This window comes from Micromonospora sp. SD12 (assembly GCF_052068495.1).
GTDB lineage: Bacteria > Actinomycetota > Actinomycetes > Mycobacteriales > Micromonosporaceae > Micromonospora > Micromonospora echinofusca.
This window is the reverse complement of record NZ_JBQHDF010000001.1, coordinates 307,949-332,796: the sequence shown is the minus strand read 5'-3', so window position 1 is coordinate 332,796 and position 24,848 is coordinate 307,949. Positions and strand designations below refer to the sequence as shown.

Annotated in this window: 25 protein-coding genes; 7 read left to right on the top strand and 18 right to left on the bottom strand. The window is 73.7% G+C overall.

The window, feature by feature from the left end; translation table 11 throughout:
- Positions 1 to 57: 57 nt before the first annotated feature.
- The 8 genes from ACTMS2_RS01545 to ACTMS2_RS01510 all read right to left on the bottom strand — a co-directional run bounded on the left by ACTMS2_RS01545 (position 58) and on the right by ACTMS2_RS01510 (position 6,628).
- Positions 58 to 261 carry a hypothetical protein gene (locus tag ACTMS2_RS01545; RefSeq protein ID WP_250102226.1) on the bottom strand — a complete coding sequence of 68 codons (204 nt, stop codon included), beginning with the start codon at positions 259 to 261 and terminating at the stop codon, positions 58 to 60.
- A 26-nt stretch (positions 262 to 287) separates the two neighbouring features.
- Positions 288 to 1,160, bottom strand: a complete 873-nt coding sequence (locus tag ACTMS2_RS01540) for a type II secretion system F family protein (protein ID WP_441174079.1) — start codon at positions 1,158 to 1,160, stop codon at positions 288 to 290.
- Positions 1,161 to 1,168: 8 nt separating this feature from the next.
- Positions 1,169 to 2,116 carry a type II secretion system F family protein gene (locus tag ACTMS2_RS01535; protein ID WP_441173701.1) on the bottom strand — a complete coding sequence of 316 codons (948 nt, stop codon included), beginning with the start codon at positions 2,114 to 2,116 and terminating at the stop codon, positions 1,169 to 1,171.
- Positions 2,077 to 3,612 carry an ATPase, T2SS/T4P/T4SS family gene (locus ACTMS2_RS01530; protein ID WP_441173700.1) on the bottom strand — a complete coding sequence of 512 codons (1,536 nt, stop codon included), beginning with the start codon at positions 3,610 to 3,612 and terminating at the stop codon, positions 2,077 to 2,079. The genes ACTMS2_RS01535 and ACTMS2_RS01530 overlap by 40 nt, the downstream gene beginning before the upstream one ends.
- The gene (locus ACTMS2_RS01525; protein ID WP_441173699.1) at positions 3,602 to 4,402 is read right to left on the bottom strand and encodes a ParA family protein; all 801 of its coding nucleotides are present in this window, start codon (positions 4,400 to 4,402) and stop codon (positions 3,602 to 3,604) included. Before ACTMS2_RS01525 ends, ACTMS2_RS01530 begins: the two co-directional genes overlap by 11 nt.
- A gap of 2 nt (positions 4,403 to 4,404) precedes the next feature.
- The gene (locus tag ACTMS2_RS01520) at positions 4,405 to 5,064 is read right to left on the bottom strand and encodes an SAF domain-containing protein (RefSeq protein WP_441173698.1); all 660 of its coding nucleotides are present in this window, start codon (positions 5,062 to 5,064) and stop codon (positions 4,405 to 4,407) included.
- Entirely contained in the window at positions 5,061 to 5,954 is an 894-nt protein-coding gene (locus ACTMS2_RS01515; RefSeq protein WP_441174078.1) for a hypothetical protein, read from the bottom strand. The genes ACTMS2_RS01520 and ACTMS2_RS01515 overlap by 4 nt, the downstream gene beginning before the upstream one ends.
- Before the next feature lie 107 nt (positions 5,955 to 6,061).
- Positions 6,062 to 6,628, bottom strand: a complete 567-nt coding sequence (locus tag ACTMS2_RS01510; RefSeq protein ID WP_441173697.1) for a hypothetical protein — start codon at positions 6,626 to 6,628, stop codon at positions 6,062 to 6,064.
- Positions 6,629 to 7,241: 613 nt separating this feature from the next.
- Between ACTMS2_RS01510 and ACTMS2_RS01505 the strand changes: the two genes are divergently transcribed.
- On the top strand, positions 7,242 to 7,994 hold the full coding sequence (locus ACTMS2_RS01505) for a prepilin peptidase (protein WP_441174077.1): 753 nt from the start codon (positions 7,242 to 7,244) through the stop codon (positions 7,992 to 7,994).
- A 69-nt stretch (positions 7,995 to 8,063) separates the two neighbouring features.
- Here ACTMS2_RS01505 and ACTMS2_RS01500 read toward each other — a convergent pair whose 3' ends face one another.
- On the bottom strand, positions 8,064 to 8,702 hold the full coding sequence (locus ACTMS2_RS01500) for a phosphatase PAP2 family protein (protein WP_441173696.1): 639 nt from the start codon (positions 8,700 to 8,702) through the stop codon (positions 8,064 to 8,066).
- A gap of 262 nt (positions 8,703 to 8,964) precedes the next feature.
- Here ACTMS2_RS01500 and ACTMS2_RS01495 point away from each other — a divergent pair, with 262 nt between their 5' ends.
- The gene (locus tag ACTMS2_RS01495; RefSeq protein WP_441174076.1) at positions 8,965 to 11,280 is read left to right on the top strand and encodes a glycoside hydrolase family 65 protein; all 2,316 of its coding nucleotides are present in this window, start codon (positions 8,965 to 8,967) and stop codon (positions 11,278 to 11,280) included.
- A gap of 32 nt (positions 11,281 to 11,312) precedes the next feature.
- Positions 11,313 to 11,804, top strand: coding sequence for a GNAT family N-acetyltransferase (locus ACTMS2_RS01490; protein ID WP_363892412.1), 492 nt, complete (start codon positions 11,313 to 11,315; stop codon positions 11,802 to 11,804).
- On the opposite strand, the gene ACTMS2_RS01485 is transcribed toward ACTMS2_RS01490, so the two are convergent.
- Positions 11,748 to 12,254, bottom strand: a complete 507-nt coding sequence (locus ACTMS2_RS01485; protein WP_441173695.1) for a hypothetical protein — start codon at positions 12,252 to 12,254, stop codon at positions 11,748 to 11,750. The two genes, ACTMS2_RS01490 and ACTMS2_RS01485, sit on opposite strands and share 57 nt — an antisense overlap.
- Positions 12,255 to 12,376: 122 nt before the next feature.
- Complete coding sequence (locus tag ACTMS2_RS01480) at positions 12,377 to 12,985, bottom strand: TetR/AcrR family transcriptional regulator (RefSeq protein WP_441173694.1); 609 nt, start codon at positions 12,983 to 12,985, stop codon at positions 12,377 to 12,379.
- Between the two features lie 119 nt (positions 12,986 to 13,104).
- Between ACTMS2_RS01480 and ACTMS2_RS01475 the strand changes: the two genes are divergently transcribed.
- The 4 genes from ACTMS2_RS01475 to ACTMS2_RS01460 all read left to right on the top strand — a co-directional run bounded on the left by ACTMS2_RS01475 (position 13,105) and on the right by ACTMS2_RS01460 (position 16,987).
- Entirely contained in the window at positions 13,105 to 13,971 is an 867-nt protein-coding gene (locus ACTMS2_RS01475; protein WP_441173693.1) for an SDR family NAD(P)-dependent oxidoreductase, read from the top strand.
- A 150-nt stretch (positions 13,972 to 14,121) separates the two neighbouring features.
- Entirely contained in the window at positions 14,122 to 15,621 is a 1,500-nt protein-coding gene (locus ACTMS2_RS01470) for a SulP family inorganic anion transporter (RefSeq protein WP_441173692.1), read from the top strand.
- A gap of 164 nt (positions 15,622 to 15,785) precedes the next feature.
- Entirely contained in the window at positions 15,786 to 16,172 is a 387-nt protein-coding gene (locus ACTMS2_RS01465; RefSeq protein ID WP_363624220.1) for a MerR family transcriptional regulator, read from the top strand.
- Positions 16,173 to 16,318: 146 nt separating this feature from the next.
- Positions 16,319 to 16,987: a hypothetical protein gene (locus ACTMS2_RS01460; protein WP_441173691.1), complete on the top strand. Its 669-nt coding sequence runs from the start codon at positions 16,319 to 16,321 to the stop codon at positions 16,985 to 16,987.
- Positions 16,988 to 17,047: 60 nt separating this feature from the next.
- Here ACTMS2_RS01460 and ACTMS2_RS01455 read toward each other — a convergent pair whose 3' ends face one another.
- The 7 genes from ACTMS2_RS01455 to ACTMS2_RS01425 all read right to left on the bottom strand — a co-directional run bounded on the left by ACTMS2_RS01455 (position 17,048) and on the right by ACTMS2_RS01425 (position 24,591).
- Positions 17,048 to 17,974, bottom strand: a complete 927-nt coding sequence (locus ACTMS2_RS01455; protein WP_441173690.1) for an oxidoreductase — start codon at positions 17,972 to 17,974, stop codon at positions 17,048 to 17,050.
- Positions 17,975 to 18,132: 158 nt separating this feature from the next.
- On the bottom strand, positions 18,133 to 18,879 hold the full coding sequence (locus tag ACTMS2_RS01450) for an SDR family NAD(P)-dependent oxidoreductase (protein WP_441173689.1): 747 nt from the start codon (positions 18,877 to 18,879) through the stop codon (positions 18,133 to 18,135).
- 30 nt (positions 18,880 to 18,909) lie between these two features.
- Positions 18,910 to 19,104, bottom strand: coding sequence for a ferredoxin (locus tag ACTMS2_RS01445; protein WP_089003763.1), 195 nt, complete (start codon positions 19,102 to 19,104; stop codon positions 18,910 to 18,912).
- Between the two features lie 17 nt (positions 19,105 to 19,121).
- Positions 19,122 to 20,363: a cytochrome P450 gene (locus tag ACTMS2_RS01440; RefSeq protein ID WP_357716998.1), complete on the bottom strand. Its 1,242-nt coding sequence runs from the start codon at positions 20,361 to 20,363 to the stop codon at positions 19,122 to 19,124.
- Between the two features lie 145 nt (positions 20,364 to 20,508).
- A complete protein-coding gene (locus tag ACTMS2_RS01435; protein ID WP_197697916.1) occupies positions 20,509 to 21,339 on the bottom strand; it encodes an alpha/beta fold hydrolase in 831 nt (276 codons plus the stop codon).
- 22 nt (positions 21,340 to 21,361) lie between these two features.
- Positions 21,362 to 22,636, bottom strand: a complete 1,275-nt coding sequence (locus ACTMS2_RS01430) for a nucleotide disphospho-sugar-binding domain-containing protein (RefSeq protein ID WP_441173688.1) — start codon at positions 22,634 to 22,636, stop codon at positions 21,362 to 21,364.
- A gap of 281 nt (positions 22,637 to 22,917) precedes the next feature.
- Positions 22,918 to 24,591, bottom strand: a complete 1,674-nt coding sequence (locus tag ACTMS2_RS01425; protein ID WP_441173687.1) for a (2,3-dihydroxybenzoyl)adenylate synthase — start codon at positions 24,589 to 24,591, stop codon at positions 22,918 to 22,920.
- Positions 24,592 to 24,848: the final 257 nt, after the last annotated feature.

The following is a 24,848-nucleotide window of genomic DNA, read 5'->3' as shown; positions in this document are numbered from 1 at the left end:
GGCGACGGTGGCCGCCCGGCGTACCGGGGTGGGGTCCGCTCGGCGCACGGCCCGGCGTTACTTCGGGTCCTGGTGGGTGGGGATGTTGTCCATCCAGTCGTTGGCGGCGCCGAGGGCGGCGGCGGTGACCGCCATCGCGACGGCGACCAGACCGAAGATGATCACTGCGGTGGGTACGGGGCTGTCGCCCCGCTCGCCGTCCTCGCGCAGCTCGGCCAGGCGTGTCGTCAGCGCGACGTGCAGGCGGGTGATGACGGACATGACGTGCTCCTTCTCTCGGGGTCGGATCACAGGCGGGCGATGAACGGATAGACGGCGAAGCCGAGCAGGACGAAGACCAGCAGCGCCCCGGGGATGTCGAGCCGGCTGGTCACCCCCTCGGCCCGGGCCAGGTTGTCGGTGCGGATCTGGTCGCGCAGCGAGTCGGCGCGGCTGCGCAGGGTCTCGTGCACCTGCGCGCCCTCGCTGCCCGAGGCGCGCATGATCGCCCCGACGTCGCCCAGTTCCGGGATACCGATGCGCTCGGCGAGGTCGCGCAGCTCGTCCCACGGCGAGTGCATCTGCATCTGCGCGATCCGCAGGGCCTCGGAGATGCGGTCGAAGACCCAGCCGTCGCAGACCGCCGCCGCCCGTTCCAGCGACTGCACCGGCCCGTGCGCGGCGGAGAGTTGCAGGGCGACGAGGTCGAGGTAGGTGCAGACCGCCTGGCGGAACTCGTCGCGCGCCTTGTCCGCCCGGTCCAGCACCGACCGGTGCGCGACGAGGGCGCAGAGCAGCGCCAGCCCGAGGCTGCCGAGCACGGGTACGACCACCGGCAGCCGGACGCCGACGGCGAACAGGGTGACGCCGAGCAGCGTCGGCGCGGCGAGCCCGATCAGCGCGGAGAGCAGCATCGACAGGGCGTACTGCTCGGGCGACCGGTCGATCAGGGCGAGCTGTCGGTGCGGTGGCCGCAGCCAGCGGGACAGCCCGGTGAGCCACTCCAGCCGCCGGTCGGCGGGCGCGGTGAGCTGCCCGACGCCGGCCGGTTGGTGCAGCCGGCGCAGCGCGGGCCCGAGCGCGGGGGTGGCCGGCACCAGCTCGCGGACCACCAGGAAGGCGCCCAGCCCGACCGTCGCCCCGGCGCAGACGGCGACGGCGAGCTGCCAGTTGAGGACCACGGAACCGATCACGCGAGCACCTCTTCCGGTTCCGGGGCCGGCAGGAAGCGCGCGGGCCGGCGCGGCTGGCTCATCGACCGCACCCAGGCCAGCAGGCCGACGAAGGCCGCGCCGAGCGCCGCCATCACGAGCTGCCCGAAGGGCGTGCCGTACGGGCTGATGTATTCGGTGTTGAGCAGCCCGTACGCGACGGTGGCCAGGGTCATCCCGGTGAGGAAGCGGACCGCGAAGCGGGGCTGGGTGCGCTTCGCCTCGATCTCGCGGCGGGTGGCGACCTCGGCCGCCGCCGCGTGCGCGATCGAGCCGAGCACGTCGCCGAGGCGTTCGCCCCGGTCGGTCACGTGCAGGATCAGCGCCGCCACCACCTGGTCGCAGACCGGGTCGCCGATATCGTCGGCGAAGGCGAGCAGCGCGGAGCGGGCCAGCCAGCCGGCCTGGAGACGGGCGGCGAGCAGCCGCACCTCCTCCTGGATCTCCTCCGGCGCGGTGGTGACCGTGCCGATGATGGTCTGCTGGAGCCCCTGGCCCGTGGCGGAGACGTCCTTGAGCCTGCGGGTCCACTCGCCGACCGCCTCGATGCGGGCGATGGCCCGCTGCTCGGCCTTGCCGACGGAGAACAGCCACGGGGTGCCCGGGACGGCCACCGCGACCAGCAGCCCGACCACCGGCAGTCCGGTGACGAGGAAGGCCAGCGCGCCTGCGACCAGGGCGCCGACCAGCAGTGCCTGGTGGGCCCGCTGTTCGCGCGGGTTGGCGCTCGGGCCCTTCCACAGCCGGCCCAGGCCCCGGCCCGCGCCGGGTCCGCCGCCGGGCGGTCGGCGGGTGCCGACCAGCGCGACGACCGCCAGCAGCAGCCCCGCGACGCAGGCGGCCCCGGAGGCCACCGCGACGAGTTCGACGTTGTCCAGCACCGACGTCACCGCCGTCCGAGCCGGGTGTGCCGGGGCCGCCGCCACGCGCCCGTGCCGGCCTCGATCCACCGGCTGAGCAGCCGGGCGTCGTAGCCGACGCGCAGGAGCTGGGCGCGGATCCGCTCGGGCAGGTGCCGGGGTACGGCCCGACCGTCCGGCCCGGGCCCGAACACCTGGGTGGTGGTGATCCGGTTGCCGTCGCCGACGCCGATGACCTCTTCGACGTGCGAGACGAAGCGGTGCTTGCGCCCGCCGATCGCGGTCTCGTCCTCGACGGTGACGTAGACGATCAGGTCGAGCGCGTTGCCGGCCATCCGGCGGGCCTGGTCGACGGTCATCTCCCGGCCGTGTGCGAGCGCCAGCTCGATGATCCGCTCGCTGACCCCGGCGGGCGTACGGGCGTGGATGGTGCACATCGAACCGCGGCTGGTCGTCATGGCCTGGAGCATCGGGACGATCTCCCGGGACCGGACCTCGCCGACGATGATCCGCAGCACTCCCATCCGCAGGGAGACCGGGATCAGGTCGGCGATGCTCACCTCGCCGGCCGGGCGGCCGTCCGCCCCGCGCTCGCCGTGCCCCTCCCGGGCCTCGAAGCTCATCACCGCCCGGTGCTTGAGCCGGCGGCGGGCCGGCAGCAGCTCGCGGCTCTCCTCCAGCAGCACGTACGGCTCGTCGGCCGGGATCTCGTCCATCAGCGCCCGGATCACGGTCGTCTTCCCGGCGCCCGCGAGGCCCGCCACCATGATGTTCAGCCCGGCGCGCATGGACGCGCGGAGGAAGTCGCGCACCAGCGGGTCGACCATCTCGTCCAGGTCGCCCCGGCCACCGGCGAGGTCGTCGAGGCTCACGTCGAGGGTGTTGTGCTTGCGGATCACCGCGTACGGGCGGTGGCTGACCAGGAACACCGCGGCGAGCCGGCTGCCGTCGGGCAGTTGCAGGTCGAGGGTGGGCTTGGAGGTCGACAGCGAACGCTCGGTGGCCCCGGCCCGGCGGGCCGCCGCCTGGAGGATCTCCACCAGCTCGTCGTCGCTGTCGGCGATCGGCTCCACCCAGTCGACCCCGCCGCCGTGCCGGGTGACGCGCACCTGGTCGCAGCCGAGGATGTGCACCTCCTCGATGGTGTCGTCGACCAGCAGCGTCTGGAGGCGGCCGAGCCCGGCCAGCTCGGCGGTCACCTGGTCGAGCAGGATCCGCTCCTCGCCGGCCGCCATCGGGGTGCCGGCCCGGCGCACCGCGTCGGCGTACTCGGCCACCACCGTCACCGCGAGCCGGGCGCGCTCGGTGTCCTCCTCGTCGACGGTGAACTCCCGCCCGCGCTGCCACAGGGCGAGCCGTTCGCTGAGTTCCCGGCGCAGCTCGCGGACCACCTGGAAGTCGACCCGGGCGCGGGGCGGGGGCTGCTCCGGCCGCGGCGCGGTGACCGGCACCGGAAGCGGCACGGGATGGTGGCGCCCGTTGGGCGGGGCCAGCGGCGGGGCGGTCGAGGTGGCGCCGGGCGGCTGTCGGCGGGGGTCGCCGGAGACCGGTTCAAACCGCATCCGGTACCCCCTGCGACACGGGCCAGGCCAGCCGGGCGCGCCGGCGTTCCAGCAGCGCCCCGACCGGCACCTCCAGGGCCCCGGCCGCGCGCATCAGGGGCCGCCCGGCCCGCACCGTGCCGCCGAGGCTGAGCACCTCGGCCGTACGCGGGTCGTGCGGCAACCGGGCGATGACCGGCAGCCGCAGGGCCTTGCTGACCTCCCCGCTGCCGTGGCCGTCGCCGACCAGCAGCAGGCGCAGGGTGCCCGACGGCACCCGGTGCTCGGCGAAGTCCCGCTCGATCGTCCTGACCATCGCCCGGGTGCCGGAGAGGTCGGGGAGTCGGGCGCCGCTGACCACCAGCACCACCGAGGCGGCGCGCAGGACGGGCCACGGTGGACCGACGACGTGCAGCCGCCCGCAGTCCACCACCACGTCGTACGGCGGGTCGCCGCCCTCCAGGGCGCCGAAGAAGTCGGCGAACCGCTGCCAGAGCGGGATGACGCTGCCGGCCTGGACGGGATCGACGACGCCGGGCAGCAGCAGCCGCTCCCGCTTCGGCGCGTCCAGGTCGACCAGCTGCGACCAGAACGCCGACTCCAGGTTGCCGTCGCGTAGTTCCCCGACCGCCAACTCGCCGATGCCCCGGGGGCCGTCGAGCGCGCCGCCCAGGTAGCCGGCGAGGATCGAGCCGCCGGCCGGGTCGCACTCGGCCAGCACCAGCCGCCGGTGCCAGCTCAGGGCGCAGGCCAGGGCGGTGGTGGTGACGCCCGGCGAGCCCTTCGCCGACACCAGCGCGATGATCGCCATCCTCAGGCCGCCTCGGTCAGTACGAGGGCGATGCGCTCCTGGCTGGACAACGCGACGACGGCCGGCACGTCCCGGACGGCGAGCGCCAGGTAGACCACCACCTCGTCGTCCCGGTCGGACGTGACGGCGTCGATGACCGTCGCCTCGAACCGGGTGGCGGCGCCGGCCGGGCGGTCGTCGTTGCCGTCCGGCGTGCTCACGAGCAGGACCTTGTCGCCCGGGTGGAGCCTGCGGGCGGGCACCTCGGCGGGGCCCAGTCCCAGCGCGAGCTGCTGCTGACCGGGCCCGAGCAGCGGGGCGTCGGTGAGCTGGGCCATGGTCAGCAGCGTGCCGGGGGTCAGCGACACGGCGGCCCGCTTGCCGACCACCTCGTCGAGCCGGCCGGCGGGCACCGGGGACAGCCCCTGACCGCCGGCCACCTGCACCGGGAACAGGTCGTCGGCGCTGATCTGCCGGCCGACCTCGACCGGCCGGGCCACCGCCAGGTAGCTGCCGGTGGCGCGTACCGAGGTGACCGCGAACGCCGCCCCGAGGCCGCCGAGGGCGATCAGCAGCACGGCCAGGCCGAGCAGCCCGGGCCGCATCCGGCGCTGCCGGACCACCCTGGGCGGGGCGACCGGCGCGTCCACCGGTCCCGTTCCGTTGCGGGTCGCCACACTCATTGAGCCACCACCTGTAGTTCGTTGATCCGGACCGGCACCGTGCCCGTCGTCCGGTTGACCGGGATGACCCCGCTCTGACCGCCGCCCTCCCAGGTCACCGTCCAGTACGTCGTGGCGCGTACCCGGTAGTCGCCGGCCTTCGGGTAGCCGCTGTGGTAACCGCAGTCGGGGGACCGGCGACCGGCGAGCGGGCCGTCGGCCCGGTACGGGGTGCCGGCGCCCCGGCAGGTGACCTTCCGGCCGTCGCCCATGTCCCAGACGATCCGGTCGAACGTCGCCGTGATCCGTACGGTCAGACCCCGGTCGGTCTCCGACGCCTGCTGGACCGGCCCGAAGTACTTCCGCTCGTCGTTCCTGCCCCACATCCAGACCGGCAGCCCGACCAGGCCGGGACCGTTGCTGCGGCGGGGGGCGACCGCGATCCGGGGCGCCGCGATGGTGATCTTCGCCAGCGCCCGGCGGGCGAGTTCCTCGGGGTCGGGCGGTGCGCCGAAGCCGGGCGGCGGGGTGTCCCGCAGGACGTTGGTCTGGGTGCCGGTGTCGCCGCCGTTGCAGGTGCGCGTGTACCACCGCTGGCCCTCGGGTGCCTCGGGCTGCGGCTCGGCGATCTTGTAGTAGCAGCCGTCGCCGTTGTTGAACCAGCCGAGCACGTCGTCGTAGCACTTGACGGTGCGGCCGTTCCACTGGCACTTGCCGCCGCCGTCCCCGCCACCCGGGTCGCCGCCCCCGCCGTCGCCCCCGCCGCCGGGGTCGCCGGGGTCGCCAGGGGTGCCGGGGTCGTCGTCCCAGACGCTGCAGTCGCTCTGCCCCGGCGGACACTCCGCGCCGGGGTCCGCACGCCCGGCGGCGATCGCGGGCACGGCCGCCCCGAGCGCCAGCAGCAGGGCCAGGCCGGCGCCCGTGAGCGACCGGCGGGCCGCCCCGCCCCGGCCGTGCGTCGGATCGCCGGGCTCCGTCCGGCGTCCGTCCCCGGCGGTACGGATCCGTCCCGCCCGCGTCAGCACGGCAGGTCCTCGTGGGAGACGCCGGCGTTGATCAGCCAGCGACCGTCCGGGAAGCGGGTGGCGGTGGCGGTGGCCAGGTGCCGCGTGCCGCCGGTGCCGGGCACGACCCGCTTGTCCCTGGCGTAGACCAGCCGGTAGCCGGTGGCGTCCAGGCAGTCCTGGATCTCCACGGTGGGCGGGCTCGAATCCAGGCTCACCGAGGTCACGGTGGGGTCGGAGACCAACGTGCCGGTACGCATCGCGCCGTGCTCCTTCGCCTCGCGGATGGTCAGCCGGACCCGGGTCAGCAGCGGGTCGGCGAGGAACCGGGGCAACTCCGGATGGTGGGGATCGCCGCGTCCGCTCGCCGCGCGCGAGGCGGCGAGATATCCGGCGTACGCCTCCAGCGCCGCCCTCCTCGCCGCCTGTTCGTCGGCGGCCGGGCGGGTGGGGGCGGGTGCGTCCCCGGCGGTCGCCGCGCCCGGGTCCGGTCCGGGCTCGACGCCGCAGGCCGGGGCCGCGCCGAGCGCCGCGATGGCGAGCAGGCAGGTTGCCCATCGGCCGAACCGCCGTCCGCGCACGTCGTGCCTCCTCGGTGGGGACCCGGGGCCGGCGTGCCGACCTCCGGGCATGCGGCGGCGCGCCCGGAAGAGGTCGTCCGGACCTGTCGGAAAGCGCCGCTGCATTTACCCTTGTGGATCTATACGAATGCGATGTCCCGCTTCGTCTCGTCGTCTCGATGTGGGTTGCACCACACCCAAGGGGCGAGCATAGGCTGACGTTCGCCGATGCAACAGAGGCAATTCAATCGAACACCGTGAGTGATGAAGGGTGGTGGCGGCGGGTGGTGGCGGCTGGTGGGGGCGGGCGGTGCGGCGGGGGTCGGCGGGGCGGCCGGCGTGACGACGGCGTGGAAACCGCGCGCTGCGGGCAGAGCGGCATCGTGGCGGCGGGCTGTTGTCCCGGACGTGGCGGCTGGTCCGATCCGTCCCCCAGCGAATCGCACCGATATTCCGTTCGCATGGGATTCCCGCGCGGATCGGTGCGCCATTTCCGCGCGCCGCGCGGTGCGGCGCGCGGGAGGGGCGGGGGTCGCCTCACCTGTCACTCGTCGGCACCTGGCCCGCTACCCTGCGTGTTCGTGTCCGGCGCGGCGGTCGGGGGGCGCTCGTGGCGCTGACCGGGCCACCGACGGTGGCGGGGCCGACCGCGCCGAAGCTCGCCGCGCGCGGGGGGCCGCTGCTCGCCGCGCTCGCGCTCGCCCCGGCGCTCCGACTCGTCGCGATCCGGCACGCCGTACCGCCGGGGGTGGCGGTCCGGACCGGGTGCGACAGGTGCGGCGCCCCGATCGGGCTGGCCCGGCCCTGGCCGGCGCTCGGCCCGACGGCCCGGTGCGGGCGGTGCGGGGCGCGCGTCGGCCCGCCGCCCGGCGCGGTGGAGTTCGCCGTCGTGGCGGCCGTCGGGGCGCTGGTGCTGCTCGGGTCGTCCGCCCCCGTGCTGGCGGCCACGGCCTGGTGGCTGGCCTGGGCGATCCCGCTGGTCTTCGTCGACGCGGCCGTGCGCCGGCTGCCGGACCGGCTCACCTGGCCCGCCGCGGGCGGGACCTGGCTGCTGCTGGGGCTGGCCGCCTTCGCGGGGGCCGGCCCGGGGCCCTGGCTGCGCGCCACAACGGCCGGCGTCGCGCTGGCGCTCTTCTTCGCCTCCACCACGCTGCTGCTCGGCCGGCGCGGGTTCGGCCTCGGCGACGCCAAGTTGGCGCTCGGCGTCGGCGCGCTGCTGGGCTGGTACGGCTGGGCCGTGCCGGTGGCCGGGCTGGTGTGCGCCCTGCTGCTCTCCGGGGCGGTGGGTATCGCGCTGCTGGCCACCCGCCGCGTCGGCTGGCGCAGCGACCTCCCCTTCGGCCCGTTCCTCGTCCTCGGCGCCCTCGCCGCCCTCCTCCTGCTCTGATCCGCCCTCCGCAGGCCGCCCTCCGCCCTGCGGGCGCAGGCCGCCCCGGGTTCCGCGTACCCGCTGCGGTCAGCGGCGGGACGTCGGGGAGGCCGGGTCGCGGACGGGACGCTCCGCCTGGCGGGCGCGGCGGTGCAGCAGCCCGGCGGCGGGGCGCGCGAACAGCGGCGTGAGCAGCGCGGCGAACAGGGCGCCGAGCAGGACGCCGGCGAGCACGTCGTGCGGGTAGTGCACGCCGACGAAGGTGCGGGAGAACGCGGCCAGCGCCGCCAACGGCAGCGCCACCAGCCCGACGCGGCGGGACAGCAGCAGCGTCGCCACCGCCAGTCCGCCCGCGATGGTGGAGTGGTTGCTGGGGAACGACCAGTCGCCCGTCGGCGGGCACTCGCCGGCGATGATGGCGAGCTCGGTGGCGAGCGCCCGGCAGGGGCGTTCCTGGTCGACCACCGTCTTCAACAGCTCGCTGCACCCGTACGCGAGCACCACCGGCGCGGGCGACACCAGAGCGTACGCCCGGTCGCGCGGCCCGCCGCCGAGCCGGGACACGGCGGCGATCAGCCACAGCGCGCCGAGCAGCAGGATCGCGCCCTCGGTGAAGTGCTCGGCGAACCACTGCACCGGTTGCGGGGTGTCGGCGGCGAAGTCGACGATGTCCTGGTACCACTCGACACTGATCTCCGGAACATCGGGCGTGTCCACATCAACCATGATTCACCTCACCGATCGTTCATACCTCGTTTAGCTCCCAGACAACCCTGGAACATCTGGAAGTCGGGCGCAGTGTGCATTGGTCGGGGGACGACCCCGACCTTCGTCTCAGCGACCTCTCAGCCCGGTCTGCTTCGATTGGCCCCGGTACGTCGGACTCCCTGGAGGCGCAGTGCACGACACCCCCATCGCCGATCGGCCGCCGACCGGACCGGCCACGGGGGACGACGAGGCCTGGCGGATCCGGCGTACGGAGGGGGACATGGACCGCCTCGCCGAGACCGAGTCGATCTTCGCGTTGGGCAACGGCTGGGTCGGCTGGCGCGGCACCCTGGACGAGGGCAGGCCCTACGGGATGCCCGGCACCTACCTCAACGGCTTCCACGAGCGGCGCGAACTCGACTACCCCGAGGACGGCTACGCCTTCCCCCAGTTCAGCGACACGGTGATCAGCGCGCCGAACGCGGCCCTGATCCGGCTCTGGGTCGGCGGCGAGCCGCTGGACGTGCGCACCGGCACCCTGCGCACCCACGAGCGGGTGCTCGACCTGCGGGCCGGCGTGGTCGAGCGGCACACCGAGTGGATCTCACCGGCCGGGCACGGCGTACGCGTGCGCAGCGTCCGGCTCGTCTCCCTGGCCCGGCGCCCGGTGGCCGCCGTCCGGTGGTCCGTCGAGCCGCTGGGCGACGCGGTCGAGGTGCGGGTCTGCGCCGACCTGCTCGCCAACGAGCGGGTGCCGGAGCGCTCCGACGACCCCCGCGCCGCCTCCGTGATCACCGACCCGCTGACCGCCGAGTACCGGCACTCCGACGGGTACGACGGCGTCCTCGTCCACCGCACCGGGCACAGCGAGCAGCGGGTCGCCGTGGCCGTCGCGCACGACGTGCGGGCCCCGGACGGCTTCGCCCCCGGCGTCGACTGCACCCCCGACCGGCTGCGCCTCACGCTGGTCGGGACGCTGCGCGCCGGGGAGCGGCTGCAACTGACCAAGTTCGCCGCGTACGAGTGCACCCCGGTGGACGCCGTGCCCCCGGCGGAGCTGGCCCGCCAGGTCGTGGCGGAGGCGGACGCGGCCCGCGCGGAGGGCTTCGACGCGCTGCTGGCCGGCCAGCGCGCGGCGCTGGACGTGGCCTGGCAGACCGCCGACGTGCAGCTCGACGGCGACGACGAACTCCAGCAGGCCATCCGGTTCTCGGTGTTCCACCTGCTCCAGGCGGGCCGGGCGGACGGCGACCGGACCATCCCCGCCAAGGGCCTGACCGGCAACGGCTACGACGGGCACGTGCTCTGGGACACCGAGGGCTACGTGCTGCCCGTGCTGACCTACCTCGACCCGCCGCTGGCCCGCTCGGCGCTGCGCTGGCGGCACGCCCACCTGCCGGAGGCCCGCGAGCGCGCGGCGGAGCTGCGGCTGACCGGGGCGAGCTTCCCGTGGCGCACCCTCGGCGGGCGGGAGTGCTCCGGCTACTGGCCGGCCGGCACGGCCGGGCTGCACCTCAACGCCGACGTCGCCGACGCGGTGCTGCGCTACGTCGCCGCCACCGGCGACGAGGAGTTCCTCGCCGGGGCCGGGCTGGAGCTGCTGGTCGAGACGGCCCGGCTCTGGCACGGCTTCGGCCACTGGTCCGACACGGGCACCTTCCACCTGCACGGCGTGACCGGTCCCGACGAGTACAGCGCCCTGGTCGACGACAACCTCTTCACCAACCTGATGGCCCGGCGCAACCTGCGCGGCGCCGCCGACGCCGCCGAGCGGCACCCCGAGGCGGCGGCCCGGCTCGGGGTCGAGGCGGCCGAGGTGTCGGCCTGGCGCGCGGCGGCCGACGCGGTGTTCATCCCGTACGACCGCAAGCGCGGGGTGCACCAGCAGTCGGCCGGCTTCACCGAGCAGCCGGAGTGGGACTTCGCCAACACCTTCGACGACGACTACCCGCTGCTGCTGCACTTTCCCTACCTGGAGCTGTACCGCAAGCAGGTGGTCAAGCAGGCTGACCTGGTGCTCGCCATGCAGCGCTGCCCGGGGGAGTTCACGGCCGACGAGAAGGCCCGCAACTTCGCCTACTACGAGGCGCGCACCGTGCGGGACTCGTCGCTGTCGGCCGCCCCGCAGGCCGTGCTCGCCGCCGAGGTCGGGCACCTCGACCTGGCGTACGACCTGTTCGCCGAGTCGGTGCTCCAGGACCTGGCGGACCTGGGCGACAAGACCGGCGACGGGCTGCACCTGGCGTCGCTGGCCGGGGCGTGGCTGGCCCTGGTGCAGGGCTTCGGCGGGCTGCGCGACGACCGGGGGGTGCTCTCCTTCGACCCCCGGCTGCCGGCGGCGATCGATCGGCTGGCCTTCAGCCTGCGCTGGCACGGCCACCGGCTGCGGGTCACCCTGACCTCCGGCGAGGCCCGCTACGAGCTGCCGGACGCCGACCCGGGGACCGGCATCGAGGTGTGGCACCACGGCGAGCCACTGCGGGTCACCGGCGCCGGGCCGGTGACCCGGCCGATGCCCGAGGTGCCCGATCCGGGGCCGGAGCCGCCCTCCCCGCCCGGCCGCCGCCCCACCCGCCGCTCCGCCGGCGACCGCTGAGGCGGGACGGCGCGGCTGGGTAGGGTGGCGCGGTGTCGGATCTCCAGCGGCTCGCCGCCCACCACGCCGCCGCGCTGCTGCGATTCGAGCGCGAGAACCGGCAGTGGTTCGCGCGGTCGGTGCCGGACCGGGGCGACGCGTACTTCGCCGACTTCGCCGCGCGGCACGCGGGGCTGCTCGCCGAGCAGGAGACCGGCGGCTGCCACTTCCACGTCCTGGTCGAGCCGGACGGGTCGGTGCTGGGCCGGTTCAACCTGGTCGACGTCGCCGACGGCGGGGCCGAGCTGGGCTACCGGGTGGCCGAGCGGGCCGCCGGGCGCGGGGTGGCGACCGACGGCGTGCGCCGCGTCGTGGCACTGGCCCGCCAGGCGTACGGGCTGCGCCGGCTGACCGCCGAGACCACGCTGGACAACGCGGGCTCGCTGGCGGTGCTCCGGCGTACCGGCTTCACGCCGGTCGGCGAGGTGTCACTCGACGGGCGCCCCGGGCTGCGGTTCGCCCGCGGGCTGACGGCCGACGACTGACGCGCCGGACATCCGCTGCCGGACGGTCTCCAGCGCCTCGAAGGCGTACGCCCAGTTGTGGCACTTGAAGCTGCGCAGCCCCTCGATCGCGGTGCGGCAGTCGGTGCAGCGCACCCCGGCGATCGCGTCCGGCACCTCCGTGTTGACGTACCGGCGGTCGCCCAGGATGACCGTCGCGATCATCATCCGGTCGTGCACGCCCGAGAGGGCGGAGGAGACGATGTCGTACCAGTTCACCCGGCGGCTGCACTTCGGGCAGTCCGGCTGGTCGCCGCTGACCCACAGCGGGGCGCCGATGCTGCGCAGCGGCATGCCGAGCAGCTTCTCGATCCGCCGTACGTCCGACTCCGGGGTCGTCCACCGGTGCCGGCCGGGCAGCGAGGCGGGCGAGTCGTAGACGGCGCGGAACAGGACCGGGTCGACCTCCACGGTCTCGCGCTGACTGGTCATCGGCGTGCCTCCTCCACGGTCGGTGCCCGCACCGTCGTGGCGGGTGGGGCGCGTACGATCGGATCAACGACGACCGGGGGTCCGGTGTTGTGTCCGTCCGGCGGCGCGGGGCCGGCCCAGGTCTACGCCTCGCGGGGACGCAGGCCGCGCAGCGCGGTGTCCACCACCTGGTCGGCGTACCCGTGCGTCAGCGGGCCGGTGCGGTGGAGCCACCGGTTGAGGAGCGGACCGAAGATCAGGTCGACGGCCACGTCGAGGTTGACGTCCTCGGCGAGCTGGCCCGCGCGGCGGGCGGCGCGCAGGCGTTCCTTCTTCAGCTCCCGCATGGGCCCGTCCAGCCGCGTCGCGTAGTCGGCGGCCAGCGCCGGGTCGTGGACGATCTCGGTGTGCAGGGCGCGCATGGGCAGGTCGTAGCGCGGGTCGTGCAGCTCGTCGACGGTGGCCCGCAGGACCAGCTTCAGGTCGGCCGCCAGGTCGCCGGTGTCCGGTAGGGCGCCGCCCTGGCCGTCGTCGGTTGTGAGGGCGAGGAAGGCGTCGAAGAGCAGCGCGCCCTTCGACGGCCACCAGCGGTAGATCGTCTGCTTGCCGACGCCGGCGGCGGCGGCGATGCCCTCGATGCTCAGCTTCGCGTAGCCCACTTCGCCGACGAGGTCGAAGGCGGCGGCGAGGATGGCGCGGCGGGCGGTCTCGCTGCGTCGGCTGGAGTCGGGGGCGACCTTCGGCGTGGGCACGGGGCCCAATCTAGCAAGCGATGAGACGAGACGGTCCGTCTTGACAGTGCAGGTCCGTCGGGTAGTGTCAGCCCTCTCAACAAGACGAGACGGTCCGTCTCGCCAAGGAGGAAGCAGGCATGGAAGCCTCAGTCACCGCCGTACCGCGCGTCTGGTTCGTCACCGGGGCCAGCCGCGGCCTCGGTCGCGCCTTCACCGAGGCCGCGCTCGCCGCCGGCGACCGGGTCGTCGGCGCGGCCCGGGACGTCTCGCCGCTCGACGACCTCGCCGCCCGGCACCCCGACCGCCTGCTGGCGGCGCGCCTCGACGTCACCGACCGCGCGGCGGTCGTCGACGTCGTCGACCGGGCGGTACGGCACTTCGGCCGCCTCGACGTCGTCGTGAACAACGCCGGAGCGCTCTTCATGGGCATGGTGGAGGAGTTCACCGAGGCCGAGGCCCGCGCCCAACTGGACCTCAACTTCTTCGGCGCGCTCTGGGTCAGCCAGGCCGTCCTGCCGCACCTGCGCGCCCAGGGCGGCGGGCACGTCGTGCAGGTCTCCAGCATCGGCGCGCTCGGCGGTTTCCCCAGCACCGGGCTCTACAGCGCGAGCAAGTTCGCGCTGGAGGGCATGAGCGAGGCGCTGGCCGCCGAGGCCGCCCGCTTCGGCGTCAAGGTCACCATCGTCCAGCCGGGCGGGTACTGGACCGACCTCTACGTCCGCAGCACGACGGCCGCCCCGAACCCCGCGTACGACCCGCTGCGGGAGGAGCTGGCGCGGCAGTGGGCCGAGGGGTCGATCGACAGCGAACCCCGGCTGGCCGCCGAGGCGCTCATGAAGCTCGTCGCCAGCGACGACCCGCCGCTGCGGCTGCTGCTGGGCAGCATGGTGTACGACCTCGCCTTCGACATCTCGAAGCGACGCATGGACGTCTGGGCCGGCTGGGAAGAGGTGAGCCGTGCCGCCGAGCAGGCGGTCCCGGCCCCGGGCGCCGGGCCGACCTGACCTCCGGGGCGCGCCGCCGGGCATGGGAGTACGTGCCGCGCGGCACGTACCGGTGGTGATGATCGCCACGCGGGAGGGAACTCTTCCGTAACGGAAGAGTAGGGTCCGTCGGGTCGCCGCGCCGTGCGCCCTCCGAATGGAAATGGCTGTATGTCCCCTGTGCTGTCCCTGGCCTCCCGCCCGCGCCTGCCCCGCCCGTCCTGGCTGTCCCCGAAGGTGTTCCGCACCGAGGTCCTCGCCGGCCTGGTCGTCGCCCTGGCGTTGATCCCGGAGGCGATCTCCTTCTCGATCCTGGCCGGGGTCGACCCCCGGGTGGGCCTCTTCGCCTCGTTCACGATGGCCGTGACCATCGCGATCTGCGGCGGCCGCCCGGCGATGATCTCCGCCGCCACCGGCGCCATCGCCCTGGTCGTGGCGCCCCTCGCCAGGGAGCACGGCCTCGACCACCTGATCGCCGCGGTGATCCTCGGCGGCGCGATCCAGATCCTGCTGGCCGTGCTCGGGGTGGCGAAGCTGATGCGGTTCATCCCGCGCAGTGTGATGGTCGGCTTCGTCAACGCCCTGGCCATCCTGATCTTCGCCGCCCAGGTGCCGCACCTGCTCGGCGTGCCGTGGCTGGTGTACCCGCTCGTGGCGGTCGCGCTGGCGATCATGGTGGGGCTGCCCCGGCTCACCCGGGCCGTCCCGGCGCCGCTGGTCGCCATCGTGGTGCTGACCGTGGTCACGGCGACGACCCACCTGGCGGTGCCGACGGTGGGCGACGAGGGGGCGCTGCCGGACAGCCTGCCAACGCTCGGCCTGCCGCAGATCCCCTGGACCATGGACACCCTGGCCCTGATCGCCCCGTACGCCCTGGGGATCGCGCTGGTCGGGCTCATGGAGTCGCTGATGACCGCGAAGCTGGTCGACGACATCACCGACACCCCGTCCAGCAAGACCCGGGAGTCGTGGGGACAGGGCGTGGCGAACATCGTCACCGGGTTCTTCGGTGGCATGGGCGGCTGCGCCATGATCGGCCAGACGATGATCAACGTGAAGGCGTCCGGTGCCCGTACGCGGCTGTCGACCTTCCTGGCCGGCGTCTTCCTGCTGATCCTGGTGGTCGCGCTCGGCGACGTGGTCGCGGTGATCCCGATGGCCGCCCTGGTCGCCGTGATGGTCATCGTCGCGGTGTCGACGTTCGACTGGCACTCGGTCGCCCCGGCCACGCTGCGGCGGATGCCGTACGGCGAGACGACCGTCATGGTGACGACCGTCGTCACCACCCTGGCCACCCACAACCTCGCCGTCGGCGTCGTCGTCGGCGTACTCACCGCGATGGTCGTCTTCGCCCGCCGGGTCGCCCACCTGGTGGAGGTCACCAGCGTCCTCGACCCCGACGGGACGACCCGGATCTACTCGGTGCACGGCGAGCTGTTCTTCGCCTCCAGCAACGACCTGGTCGGCCAGTTCGACTACGCCAACGACCCCGACAGCGTGGTCATCGACATGACGCACGCCCACGTCTGGGACGCCTCCTCCGTCGCCGCGCTCGACGCCGTCACCACCAAGTACGCCGCCCGCGGCAAGACCCTGGAGATCGTCGAGCTGAACCGTCCCAGCGCCCACATCCACGGCACCCTCGCCGGCCGGCTCGGCGTCGGCCACTGATGGCCGCCGGCAACCGTACGGCCGGCCCGCAGCCGGTCCGCGGCCCGGCTGCGGAGCCCGTCGGCGATGCGGCTGCGGCCCCCGTCCCCGGCCCGGCTGCTGCCCCCGACCCCGGCCCGGGCGCGGTGGTGGAGCCCGTCGGCGGTGCGCCCGAAGGGCGGCTGATGCAGATCGGTGAGGCCGCCGAGCGGGTGGGGCTGAGCATCCGCACCATCCGGCACTACGAGGACGTCGGCCTGATCGTCCCCTCGGCCCGCAGCGACGGCGGGTTCCGCCTCTACACCGCACCCGACCTCGACCGGCTCGCCGTGGTCAAGCGGATGAAGCCGCTCGGCTTCAGCCTCGACGAGATGCGCGACCTGCTCGCCGTCCTTGACGCCCTCGACACCGCCGAGGGCGCCGACCGGGCGGCGCTGCTCGACCGGCTCGGCATGTTCCACGCCGCCGCCACCGCGCGCGTCGGCGCGCTACGCGACCAGCTCGCCATGGCCGAGGGCTTCGCCGACACGCTGCGCGACCGGCTGCACCAGCACGGCGGCCCGCGTACCTGAACGGACCTCGTCCGGCCCGGGCCGGCTCCCGCGAGCCGGCCCGCTCTCCCCGCTCCGGCCCGCCGTCCCCGCCGTCCCGCTCCACATAGGAGTCTTGTGGCGGGGGCGCACTACGCTCCGGGCGACCTGAAGGAGAGGGAAGATCAATGCGTAGGACCCTGTTGCCCGTCGCGGCTCTCGCCCTGGTGGCGGCGCTGAGCGGTTGCGTCACCATCACCGCACCGGCGGACGACCCGGAGCCGGTGGCCTCCGGACAACCGACGGTCAGCACCGGCGTGGCGGACGACGGGACCGCGGACCCGGCGCCGTCGGCCGCACCGGACACACCCGGAGCGCCCGCCACGCTGCGGGCCCTCACCTGCGAGCAGCTCAAGACCGCCGCACTGGGCAACGGGACCGAGCGGTACAACGGCTACGCCGAACCGATCCCGCTGGTCGACGGCATGTGGTCCGGCGAGGACGGCACCGTCGTCCACATGCAACAGCCCTGCGCCATCGGCGACCTGACCGGCGACGAGGCGGCCGACGCGCTGGTCCCGGTGCTGATGGACGGGGGCGGGACCGGCAAGTTCTGGCAGATCGTCATGTACGGCAACATCGACGGTCGGCCCGTCTACGTCACGATGGTCGACATCGGCGACCGGACGCCTGTCGAGTCCGTCTCGATCAGCTCCCGGCGGGCGACGGTGGTCTACCTGACCCGCCCCGAGGACGCGTCCGCGGCGGAGGTCGCCGTCAGGCGTACGGCCGTCTACCAGCTCAGCGGCAGCCGGCTCGTCGAGGTCAGCCACACGGACACGCCCTACACGCCCTGAGGGCGCGGCCCGGAACGGCACCACCGACGGCCGGGGCCATGCCCCGGCCGTCGGTGCCGCTCAGGCCAGCGCGTCGAGGGCGGCCACCTCCGCCTCGGACAGGCGCAGCCCACCGGCGGCCAGGTTCTCCTCGAGATGAGCCACCGAACTGGTACCGGGAATCACCAGGATCGTCGGCGAATGGGCCAACAACCAAGCGATCGAGACCTGGGCCCGGGTCGCCTGGTGCGCGTCGGCGATCCGGTCCAGGACCTTGGCCCGGGCCCGGTCGAGGGTCGGTCCGAAGGGCAGGCCACGCCCGCCGGGGCCGAGCGTGCCCGCCGCGAGCGGGAAGTACGGCACGAAGGCGACGCCGTTCTCCTCGCACAGCCGCAGCACGTCCGCGCTGCCCCGGTCGAGCAGGTTGAACCGGTTCTGCACGGCCACCACCGGAGTCGTGGCCAGTGCCTGGCGAAGTTGCCCGGTGGTGACCCCGCTGAGCCCGAGGGCGCCGATCACCCCCTGCTCGCGCAGCTCGACCAGGGCGGCGACGGACTCGCCGAAGGCGTCCCGACCGGCCGGGAGGAGCCCGTCACCACCCACCCGCAGGTAGACCAGCTCCAGCCGGTCCTTGCCCAGTCGGGCGAGGTTCTGCTCGACCTGCGTACGGAGCTGGTCGGGCGAACCGGCCGGCCGCCAGTCGCCCCGGCCGTCCCGGACGACACCGACCTTGGTGCCGATCACCAGGTCGTCCCGGTACGGGTGCAGGGCCTCGCGGATCAGCTCGTTGGCGACGTGCGGCCCGTAGAAGTCGCTGGTGTCGATGTAGTCGACGCCCAGCTCGACGGCGCGTCGCAGCACCGCCAGCGCGGCGCGTCGGTCCCTCGGCGGTCCCCAGCAGCCCGGCCCGGGGAGCTGCATGACCCCGAACCCCAGGCGGTTGACGTCCAGCTCGCTTCCCAACCGCAGCCGACCGGGGGCCTCCGTGGGCCTGTTCGTCAGAGTCACAGTGGCTCCTCAACGCTGTCTCTCCATGTCCGATGGACATCATCCACCACCCATGGTGACCCTTCGGGGACCTTCGGCGACCGTGTGCCTCCGCAGGCGCCGTCGGGTCTCCCGGCGGTCGGTGCCGGCCCGTCGGGCGGGCCGGCACCGCCGCACGGTCAGAGACGTACCAGTCCGCCGTCGGCCATGATCGTCTGGCCGGTGACGAACGCGGAGTCGTCGCCGGCCAGGAAGAGCACGGTGCCCACGACGTCCTCGGCCTCGCCGGGACGCTTGATCGCCTGGAGCCCGCTGACGTGCTGGAGGGCGCCGTCGCCGATGACGCTCTCCGCCAGGCCCGGCGTCCGGGACAGGGTGGGACCGACCGCGTTGACGGTGATGCCGAACGAGGCGACGTCGCTGGCCAGCGCCCGGGTGAAGCCGATGGACCCCATCTTGCTGGCGATGTAGTGGGTGAAGCCCGGCAGGGCGAGCCCGACCGAGTTCGAGGTGATGTTGATGATCCGGCCCCACCGGGCCTCGCACATGTGGTCCAGGACGGCCTTGGTCATCAGGAACTGCGAGTCGAGGTTGACCGCCATCACCCGACGCCACGCGTCGTAGTCCAGCTTGAAGACGTTCTTCGCCGGATAGATGCCGGCGTTGTTGACCAGGATGTCGCACCGGCCCATCCGCTCGGTGACCTGCTGGCCGATCCGGCGTACGTCGTCGGGGTCCGACACGTCGCCGATGAGGCCGACGGCCTTGCGGCCCTCGGCCTCGATCATGCCGACGGTCTCGACCGGATCGACGATGTCGACGGCGACCACGTCCGCGCCCCGGTGGGCCAGGGCCCGGCAGATCGCCTGCCCGATGCCCCGGCCGGCACCGCTGACCACGGCGACTCTTCCCTCGAAGCCTGTCATCACACCCTCGTTCAGCCTGTGGGACAGGCGCTAGTCGTCGGTCAGGGTCAGTGCCCCGGACGGGCACAGGTCCACGGCGGTGCGGGACTTCGCCGCCAGTTCGCCCTCGGGCAGCGTCCGCCGGAGCACGACCCGCCCGTCGTCGCCCTGGTCGAAGAGTTCCGGGGTCGACAGGGCGCACTGCCCGGCCCCGACGCACAGTTCACGGTCCACGACGAGCCGCATCTCCTGCTGCCTCCCGGTCACCACGTCACCGGCACCCGGTCGACGCCGTAGATGTTGGAGTCCCTCTTGAACGGCAGTTCGTCCACGTCGACGGCCAGCCGTAGCCCGGGGATGCGGGTGAAGAGCGTCCGGAACACGATCTCCAGTTCGGCCCGGGCCAGGTTCTGGCCGATGCACTGGTGGATGCCGTACCCGAAGGCCATGTGGTTGCGGGCGCCCCGGCGGACGTTGAGCATGCCGGGGTCGGGGAAGGTCGTCTCGTCCCAGTTGGCCGAGGCGAACGACAGCAGCAGCCCCTCCCCGGCGGCGATGGTCACCCCGCCGACCTCGATGTCGGCGGTGGCCACCCGGGGGAGGGCGTCGACGACGCTGAAGTACCGCAGCAGTTCCTCCACCGCCAGCCCCATCGCCGACGGGTCGGCGGTGACCTCGGCCAGCTGGTCGGGGTTCGCCAGCAGGCCGGCCACCCCGAGGGAGATCATGCTGGCGGTGGTCTCGAAGCCCGCGACCAGCAGCAGCATGGCCAGGCCGACCAGCATGTCGTGGTCGAACAGCGGCGTCTCGCGGTTCTGGAGGATCAGGCGGCCGAGCAGGTCGTCGGTGGGCTCGGCCTCCTTCGCGCTGACCAGCCGGTTGACGTAGTCACGCAGTTCGCTGCTGGTGTCCTGACGCTCCTGGGCGGAGACGTTGCGGCGCAGTTGCGCGTTGGCGCTGCGCTCGATCAGTTCCCGGTCGGCGTACGGCATGCCGAGCAGCGTGCAGATGGCGGTGGACGGCACGGGCAGGGACAGCGCCGTCACGATGTCCGCCGGCTTCGGCCCGGCGAGCATCTCGTCGACGCACCGGTCCACGGTGTGCTGGATGTGCGGCCGCATCTCCTGCGCCCGGCGGAGGGTGAACTCCCGGATCAGCATCCGCCGCTGCGGCCCGTGCTCCGGCTGGTCGAGCCCGATCAGCGAGCGCCCGACGGCGGCGATGTTGCGCCGGGTCTGCGGGGTCACCGACTCGGTCAGCGGCATGTTCGGGTGATGACGGTTCGAGCTGATCCGGGGGTCGACCAGCAGCCGCCGGACGTCGGCGTACCGGGTGATCAGCCAGGCGAGCTGGCCGTCCGGCACCCGGACGAGGCTGACCGGCTCCTTGGCGCGGAGCTCCACGTACTCCTCGGGCGGATCGAACGGGCAGGTGCGGGTCATCGGGAAGTCAGGCGCGTCGACGGTGGACGCCGTGGCCCCGGCGCCCGGTGTGTCGATGGTCATGATCGTCTCTTTCTGTGGCCGTGGTTCAACGCGGAACGGCGAGGGCCGGGGGCCGCTCGCCGGGCGGTGGCTGTCGGTGGGTGCGACCGGCACGCCGGTCGGCGGCGGAGGACGAGACACCCCCGCCGCCGACCGGTCGTACGGGCTAGCCCGGGTGCGCGGCCAGGTGTTCGAGCAGGACGGTGGACAGGCGCTCCGGGGCCTCCTCCGGGATCCAGTGCGACACGCCCTCGAACGTCTCGAACCGGTAGGGGGCCGACACCCAGTCGCCCGTGCCCTTCGCCGCCGCCGGCCCCACGCCGGCGTCGGCGGTGCTCCACACGTACAGCGTGGGCACGGTGACGGTGCCGGCCTCGACCTCCTCGGGACGGGTCGCCCGGTACCAGTTGAGCATCGCCGTCGCCGCCCCGGGCGCGGCGATCCGCGCCACGTACTCCTCCAGCTTCTCGGCCGGCACCGCCCGCGCCAGCATCTGACGGACGCCGGCGGCGTCGTTCGCGAGCAGCATCTGCTCGCCCTGACCGGGTTGACGGAACATCGCCAGGTACGCCGAGCGGCGCTGCTGATCCTCGTCGTCGCGCAGCGCGTCGCCGAACGGGCGGGGATGCGGGACCGACACCGCGGTCAGCGTCCGCAGCCGATCCGGGTGCCGGTCGGCCAGCGCCCAGGCCACCGCGGCTCCCCAGTCGTGCCCGACCAGGTCGAACCGCGCCCAGCCGAGGCCGTCGGCGATCCGCAGCACGTCGGCGACGAGTTCGTCCATCCGGTAGTCGTCGCTCTCGTCCGGCCGCACCCCGGGCGAGTAGCCGCGCTGGTCCGGGGCGACGGCGCGGTGACCGGCGTCGGCCAGGGCGGCGAGCTGGTGGTCCCACTCCCGGGCGCCCTGCGGAAATCCGTGCAGCAGCAGCACCGGCCGCCCGTCCCCGGGCCCGGCGGCGAGCGCGTCGAAGGTGCCCACCGTCGTCGGGATCCGCAGTTGTTCCGTCACAACACTCACCTCAACTGGTCGTCGGGCCGGCCCCGTACTCCCTGGTCAGCTTCTCCAGGACGGGAATGATGTCGTTCGGCGTCGGTACGCCGGTGATCTCCCTGCGCAGCCGCTCCGAGTTCTCCCGGAACGACGGGTCCTTCAGGACCAGGGCCAGGTCCTCGGCGAGGGCCTCCTTGGTGAGGTGGTCCGCGTCGGCCACGAAGCGGCCCGCGCCCTGCTGTTGCAGCCCGTTGGCGTGGGCGACCGGACCCCACCACTGGAAACCCCAGTGGGTGCCGGGAATGATCAGCTGTGGCACGGCGCAGTCGAGCGCGGTGGAGAAGGTGCCCGCGCCGCCGTGGTGCACCACCGCCGAGCAGGTGGGCAGCAGCACGCTCAGCGGGACGAAGTCGACCACCCGGACGTTGCTGGGGAGCCGGTCCACGGTGGCGAGCTGCTTCGCGTTGAACGTGGCGATCACCTCGGCGTCGATGCCGCTGACGGCGTCCAGCAGATCGGAGGTGGGCGCCTCGGTCCCACGGCCGTTGCGGTGCGACTCGCCGAGGGTCAGGCAGACGCGGGGTCGCTCCTGCGGCTGGCGCAACCAGTCGGGGATCCGGGCGGGCGGGTTGAAGGGGATGGGCCGGATCGGCACGAAGTGTGGCCCCTCCGGCCGCCACTGCCAGGGCGGCATCGGGTCGATGCTCCACTGGCCGACCGCGACGTCCTCGTCGAAGCCTGAGCCGTACCCCTCCAGCACGGGCGCCAGCCAGTCGCGCAGCGGGTCGCCCTCGCCGCGGGTGGCCTGCCGGAGCTGCGTGATCGCGTCCGGGCCCATCATGATCCGGGCCTGGGCGACCCCGCACACCTTCGCGGCGACGGGTGCCGCGTAGACCATGGAGTCCCAGAGCACCAGGTCCGGCTGCCAGGCCCGGATCAGGTCGACCAGGTCGGCGATCATCGCCTCGGTGGAGAAGAGCGCGAACCCCCACGACGCCCGGGACAGCTTCTCCAGCGCCCCGTCGCGGCTCAGGTCCTGCTGGAGCGGCATCTCCTGACGCTCGCCGGGGGCCATCACGATGGGCTGGGCCTCGTCGGCCCGCCGCCCCGGATAGAAGTCGGGCATCGCCGTACGGACCTGGCCGACCTCGGTCGGAACGAAGCCGGCGGCCATGATGGCGTCGGCGATCTCGGGTTGGCTCGCGATGCGGACCTCGTGCCCGGCTGTCCGTAGCGCCCAGGCCAACGGCGCCATGATGTGCAGGTGTGCCCTGTTGGCGTGCGGTACGAACAGGACCTTCATCCGGTCTCCTTGACTATGGTGTCCAACCGTCGACAGGCGTGGCCTCGGGTGCGTGGCGCCGACGCGAGGGGGCGGCACCCGGCCGGCGGGATCGCCGCCCGGTCGGCGACGTCGCGCCGTCCCATGATCTCGGTCAACCGCTGAGCGCACATCTCCTCGAATGCCTTTCTCGGAGCGGCTTTGGCCCGCTTACCTGCGGAAGTTGGACGACTACAGTAGGTGATCGGTCGAATCGCACTCCAGGAGTTGACAGCCGGACGGGGGCAGCCGGGGCGCCCGGCTCAGCCGGCGGCGAGCCGCCGGGCGATGTCGGCGCGGAGCGCCTTCTTGTTGATCTTCCCGACGGGGGTGACCGGCAGCTCGTCGACGACCTCCAACCGCTCCGGAAGCTTGAAGTGGGCGACACCGGCGCGCTCCATCAGGGCACGCACGTCCCCGAGCGACACCTGCCGCCCCGGCTGCGGTGCGACGTACAGGCAGACCCGCTCGCCCAGCTCGGCGTCGGGCATGGCCACCGCCGCGGCCAGCCGTACGCCGTCGAGCTGGTAGGCGAAGTTCTCCACCTCCTCGGCCGAGATCTTCTCGCCGCCACGGTTGATGAGGTCCTTGTCCCGGCCCTCGACGACCAGGTTGCCGTCCGGACGCAGGCGGACGATGTCGCCCGTGCGGTACCAGCCGTCGGGGCTGTACGCCAGGGCGGTCAGCTCCGGCGTGCGGTAGTAGCCGCGAGGCGTGTACGGGCCCCGGGTCAGCAGCACCCCCGGCTCGCCCGGCGACACCGGGGCGCCGTCCTCGTCCACCAGCACGAGTTCGTCGGCGGGGCAGATCGGGCGGCCCTGGGTGTGCCAGATGACCTCCGGCGGGTCGTCCGGGCGGGTCATGCAGAGCAGCCCCTCGGCCATGCCGTACACCTGTTGCAGGCGGCAGCCGAGGGTCGGCGTGATCCGGACGGCGACGCTGTCCGCGAGCCGGGACCCTGCGGCCTGTAGCAGCCGCAGCGACCCGAGGTCGTGGCTGACGTCCTCCTCCCGGTACTCCAACCACCGCTGCACGGCCGCCGGCACCAGCGAGGTGAACGTCACCCGCTCCTGCTCGATCGTCTCGAAGGCCCGCTTCGGCGCCGGGGAGGGGAGGATGACGACCCGGCCTCCCACGAGGAGCGTGCCGAGGATGCCCGGCCCCGCCATCGGGTAGCCGTGAGCGAGCGGCAGGACGGCGAGGCACACCGTGCTCCGGTCCAGACCGCAGATCTCGGCGGCCCGGCCCGCCATGTACGCGTAGTCGTTGTGGGTCCTGGCGATGAGCTTGGGAATCCCCGTGGTGCCGCCCGAGAGCAGGAACAGGGCGACCGCCGTGCCGTCCGGGGCGGTGCCGTCGAGCTCCCGGCGCGCTCGCGCCACGTCGTCGGCGGGCCGGCACAACCGAGCCAGGTCGACGCTGTCGGGACGCAGGTGGGTGCCGCTCACGAGCACGTGCCGCAGGGTGTCCGACCCGGCGGCCACCTCGTGCGCCAACTCCTGGTGGTCGAAGCCCTTGACCTCGTCCGCCACCACGATCGCCCGGGCCCCGGTGAGTTCGGCCATGGCGGTGAGCTCCCGCCGGCGGTGCGCTGGCAGGGCCATCACCGGAAGGGCGCCGAGCCGGAAGCAGGCCACCATCAGGACCACGAACTCCCAGCAGTTCGGCAGCTGCACGATGATCCGGTCGTCGGCGCCGATGCCGAGGGCGCGCAGCCGGGTCGCGGCCCCGTCCGCCCGTGCCGTCAGGTCCCCGAAGGTCAGCCGCGTCGCGCCGTCGACCAGGCAGACCGCCTCGGGGTCGATGTCCGCGGCGGCGTAGAGGTGGGCGCCCAGCGGGCGGCCCGACCAGAAGCCGTCCGCGACGTAGCGGGCCGCCACGTCCTCCGGCCAGGGGACGACGTCCGCGCGGGTCGGCCGGATCGGGTGCGTAGACATCTCGTCCTCCTGCGGCGTAAGGGATCCGCGCGGTCGGCGGGGTGCGTGCCGGTCGACGCGCCGAATGCGCCGGTCTCCGTGAGGAAACGGTACGGACCGATGCGCCCGGAGCCTTCTCCTGAAATGCTCGGCCCGGTGACCGCAATCTCCGACAAGAATCGAATGGGGGCGCGGACTCCCGTTCGGTCGGGCGGTGGTGGTGCGCATTCTCGCGCCGAAGTGGGCCGCCCGGCACATCGCACACAGGAAGATGCTGG

Coding starts and splice junctions, on each gene's coding strand:
- ACTMS2_RS01445 (WP_089003763.1), bottom strand. CDS start 19,104: ATGCGGCTCGTCGTGGACCGTGAACTGTGCGTCGGGGCCGGGCAGTGC.
- ACTMS2_RS01430 (WP_441173688.1), bottom strand. CDS start 22,636: ATGAAGGTCCTGTTCGTACCGCACGCCAACAGGGCACACCTGCACATC.
- ACTMS2_RS01460 (WP_441173691.1), top strand. CDS start 16,319: ATGCGTAGGACCCTGTTGCCCGTCGCGGCTCTCGCCCTGGTGGCGGCG.
- ACTMS2_RS01545 (WP_250102226.1), bottom strand. CDS start 261: ATGTCCGTCATCACCCGCCTGCACGTCGCGCTGACGACACGCCTGGCC.
- ACTMS2_RS01475 (WP_441173693.1), top strand. CDS start 13,105: ATGGAAGCCTCAGTCACCGCCGTACCGCGCGTCTGGTTCGTCACCGGG.
- ACTMS2_RS01465 (WP_363624220.1), top strand. CDS start 15,786: ATGCAGATCGGTGAGGCCGCCGAGCGGGTGGGGCTGAGCATCCGCACC.
- ACTMS2_RS01485 (WP_441173695.1), bottom strand. CDS start 12,254: ATGACCAGTCAGCGCGAGACCGTGGAGGTCGACCCGGTCCTGTTCCGC.
- ACTMS2_RS01425 (WP_441173687.1), bottom strand. CDS start 24,591: ATGTCTACGCACCCGATCCGGCCGACCCGCGCGGACGTCGTCCCCTGG.
- ACTMS2_RS01520 (WP_441173698.1), bottom strand. CDS start 5,064: ATGAGTGTGGCGACCCGCAACGGAACGGGACCGGTGGACGCGCCGGTC.
- ACTMS2_RS01525 (WP_441173699.1), bottom strand. CDS start 4,402: ATGGCGATCATCGCGCTGGTGTCGGCGAAGGGCTCGCCGGGCGTCACC.
- ACTMS2_RS01495 (WP_441174076.1), top strand. CDS start 8,965: ATGGACCGCCTCGCCGAGACCGAGTCGATCTTCGCGTTGGGCAACGGC.
- ACTMS2_RS01470 (WP_441173692.1), top strand. CDS start 14,122: ATGTCCCCTGTGCTGTCCCTGGCCTCCCGCCCGCGCCTGCCCCGCCCG.
- ACTMS2_RS01450 (WP_441173689.1), bottom strand. CDS start 18,879: ATGACAGGCTTCGAGGGAAGAGTCGCCGTGGTCAGCGGTGCCGGCCGG.
- ACTMS2_RS01500 (WP_441173696.1), bottom strand. CDS start 8,702: ATGGTTGATGTGGACACGCCCGATGTTCCGGAGATCAGTGTCGAGTGG.
- ACTMS2_RS01440 (WP_357716998.1), bottom strand. CDS start 20,363: ATGACCATCGACACACCGGGCGCCGGGGCCACGGCGTCCACCGTCGAC.
- ACTMS2_RS01530 (WP_441173700.1), bottom strand. CDS start 3,612: ATGCGGTTTGAACCGGTCTCCGGCGACCCCCGCCGACAGCCGCCCGGC.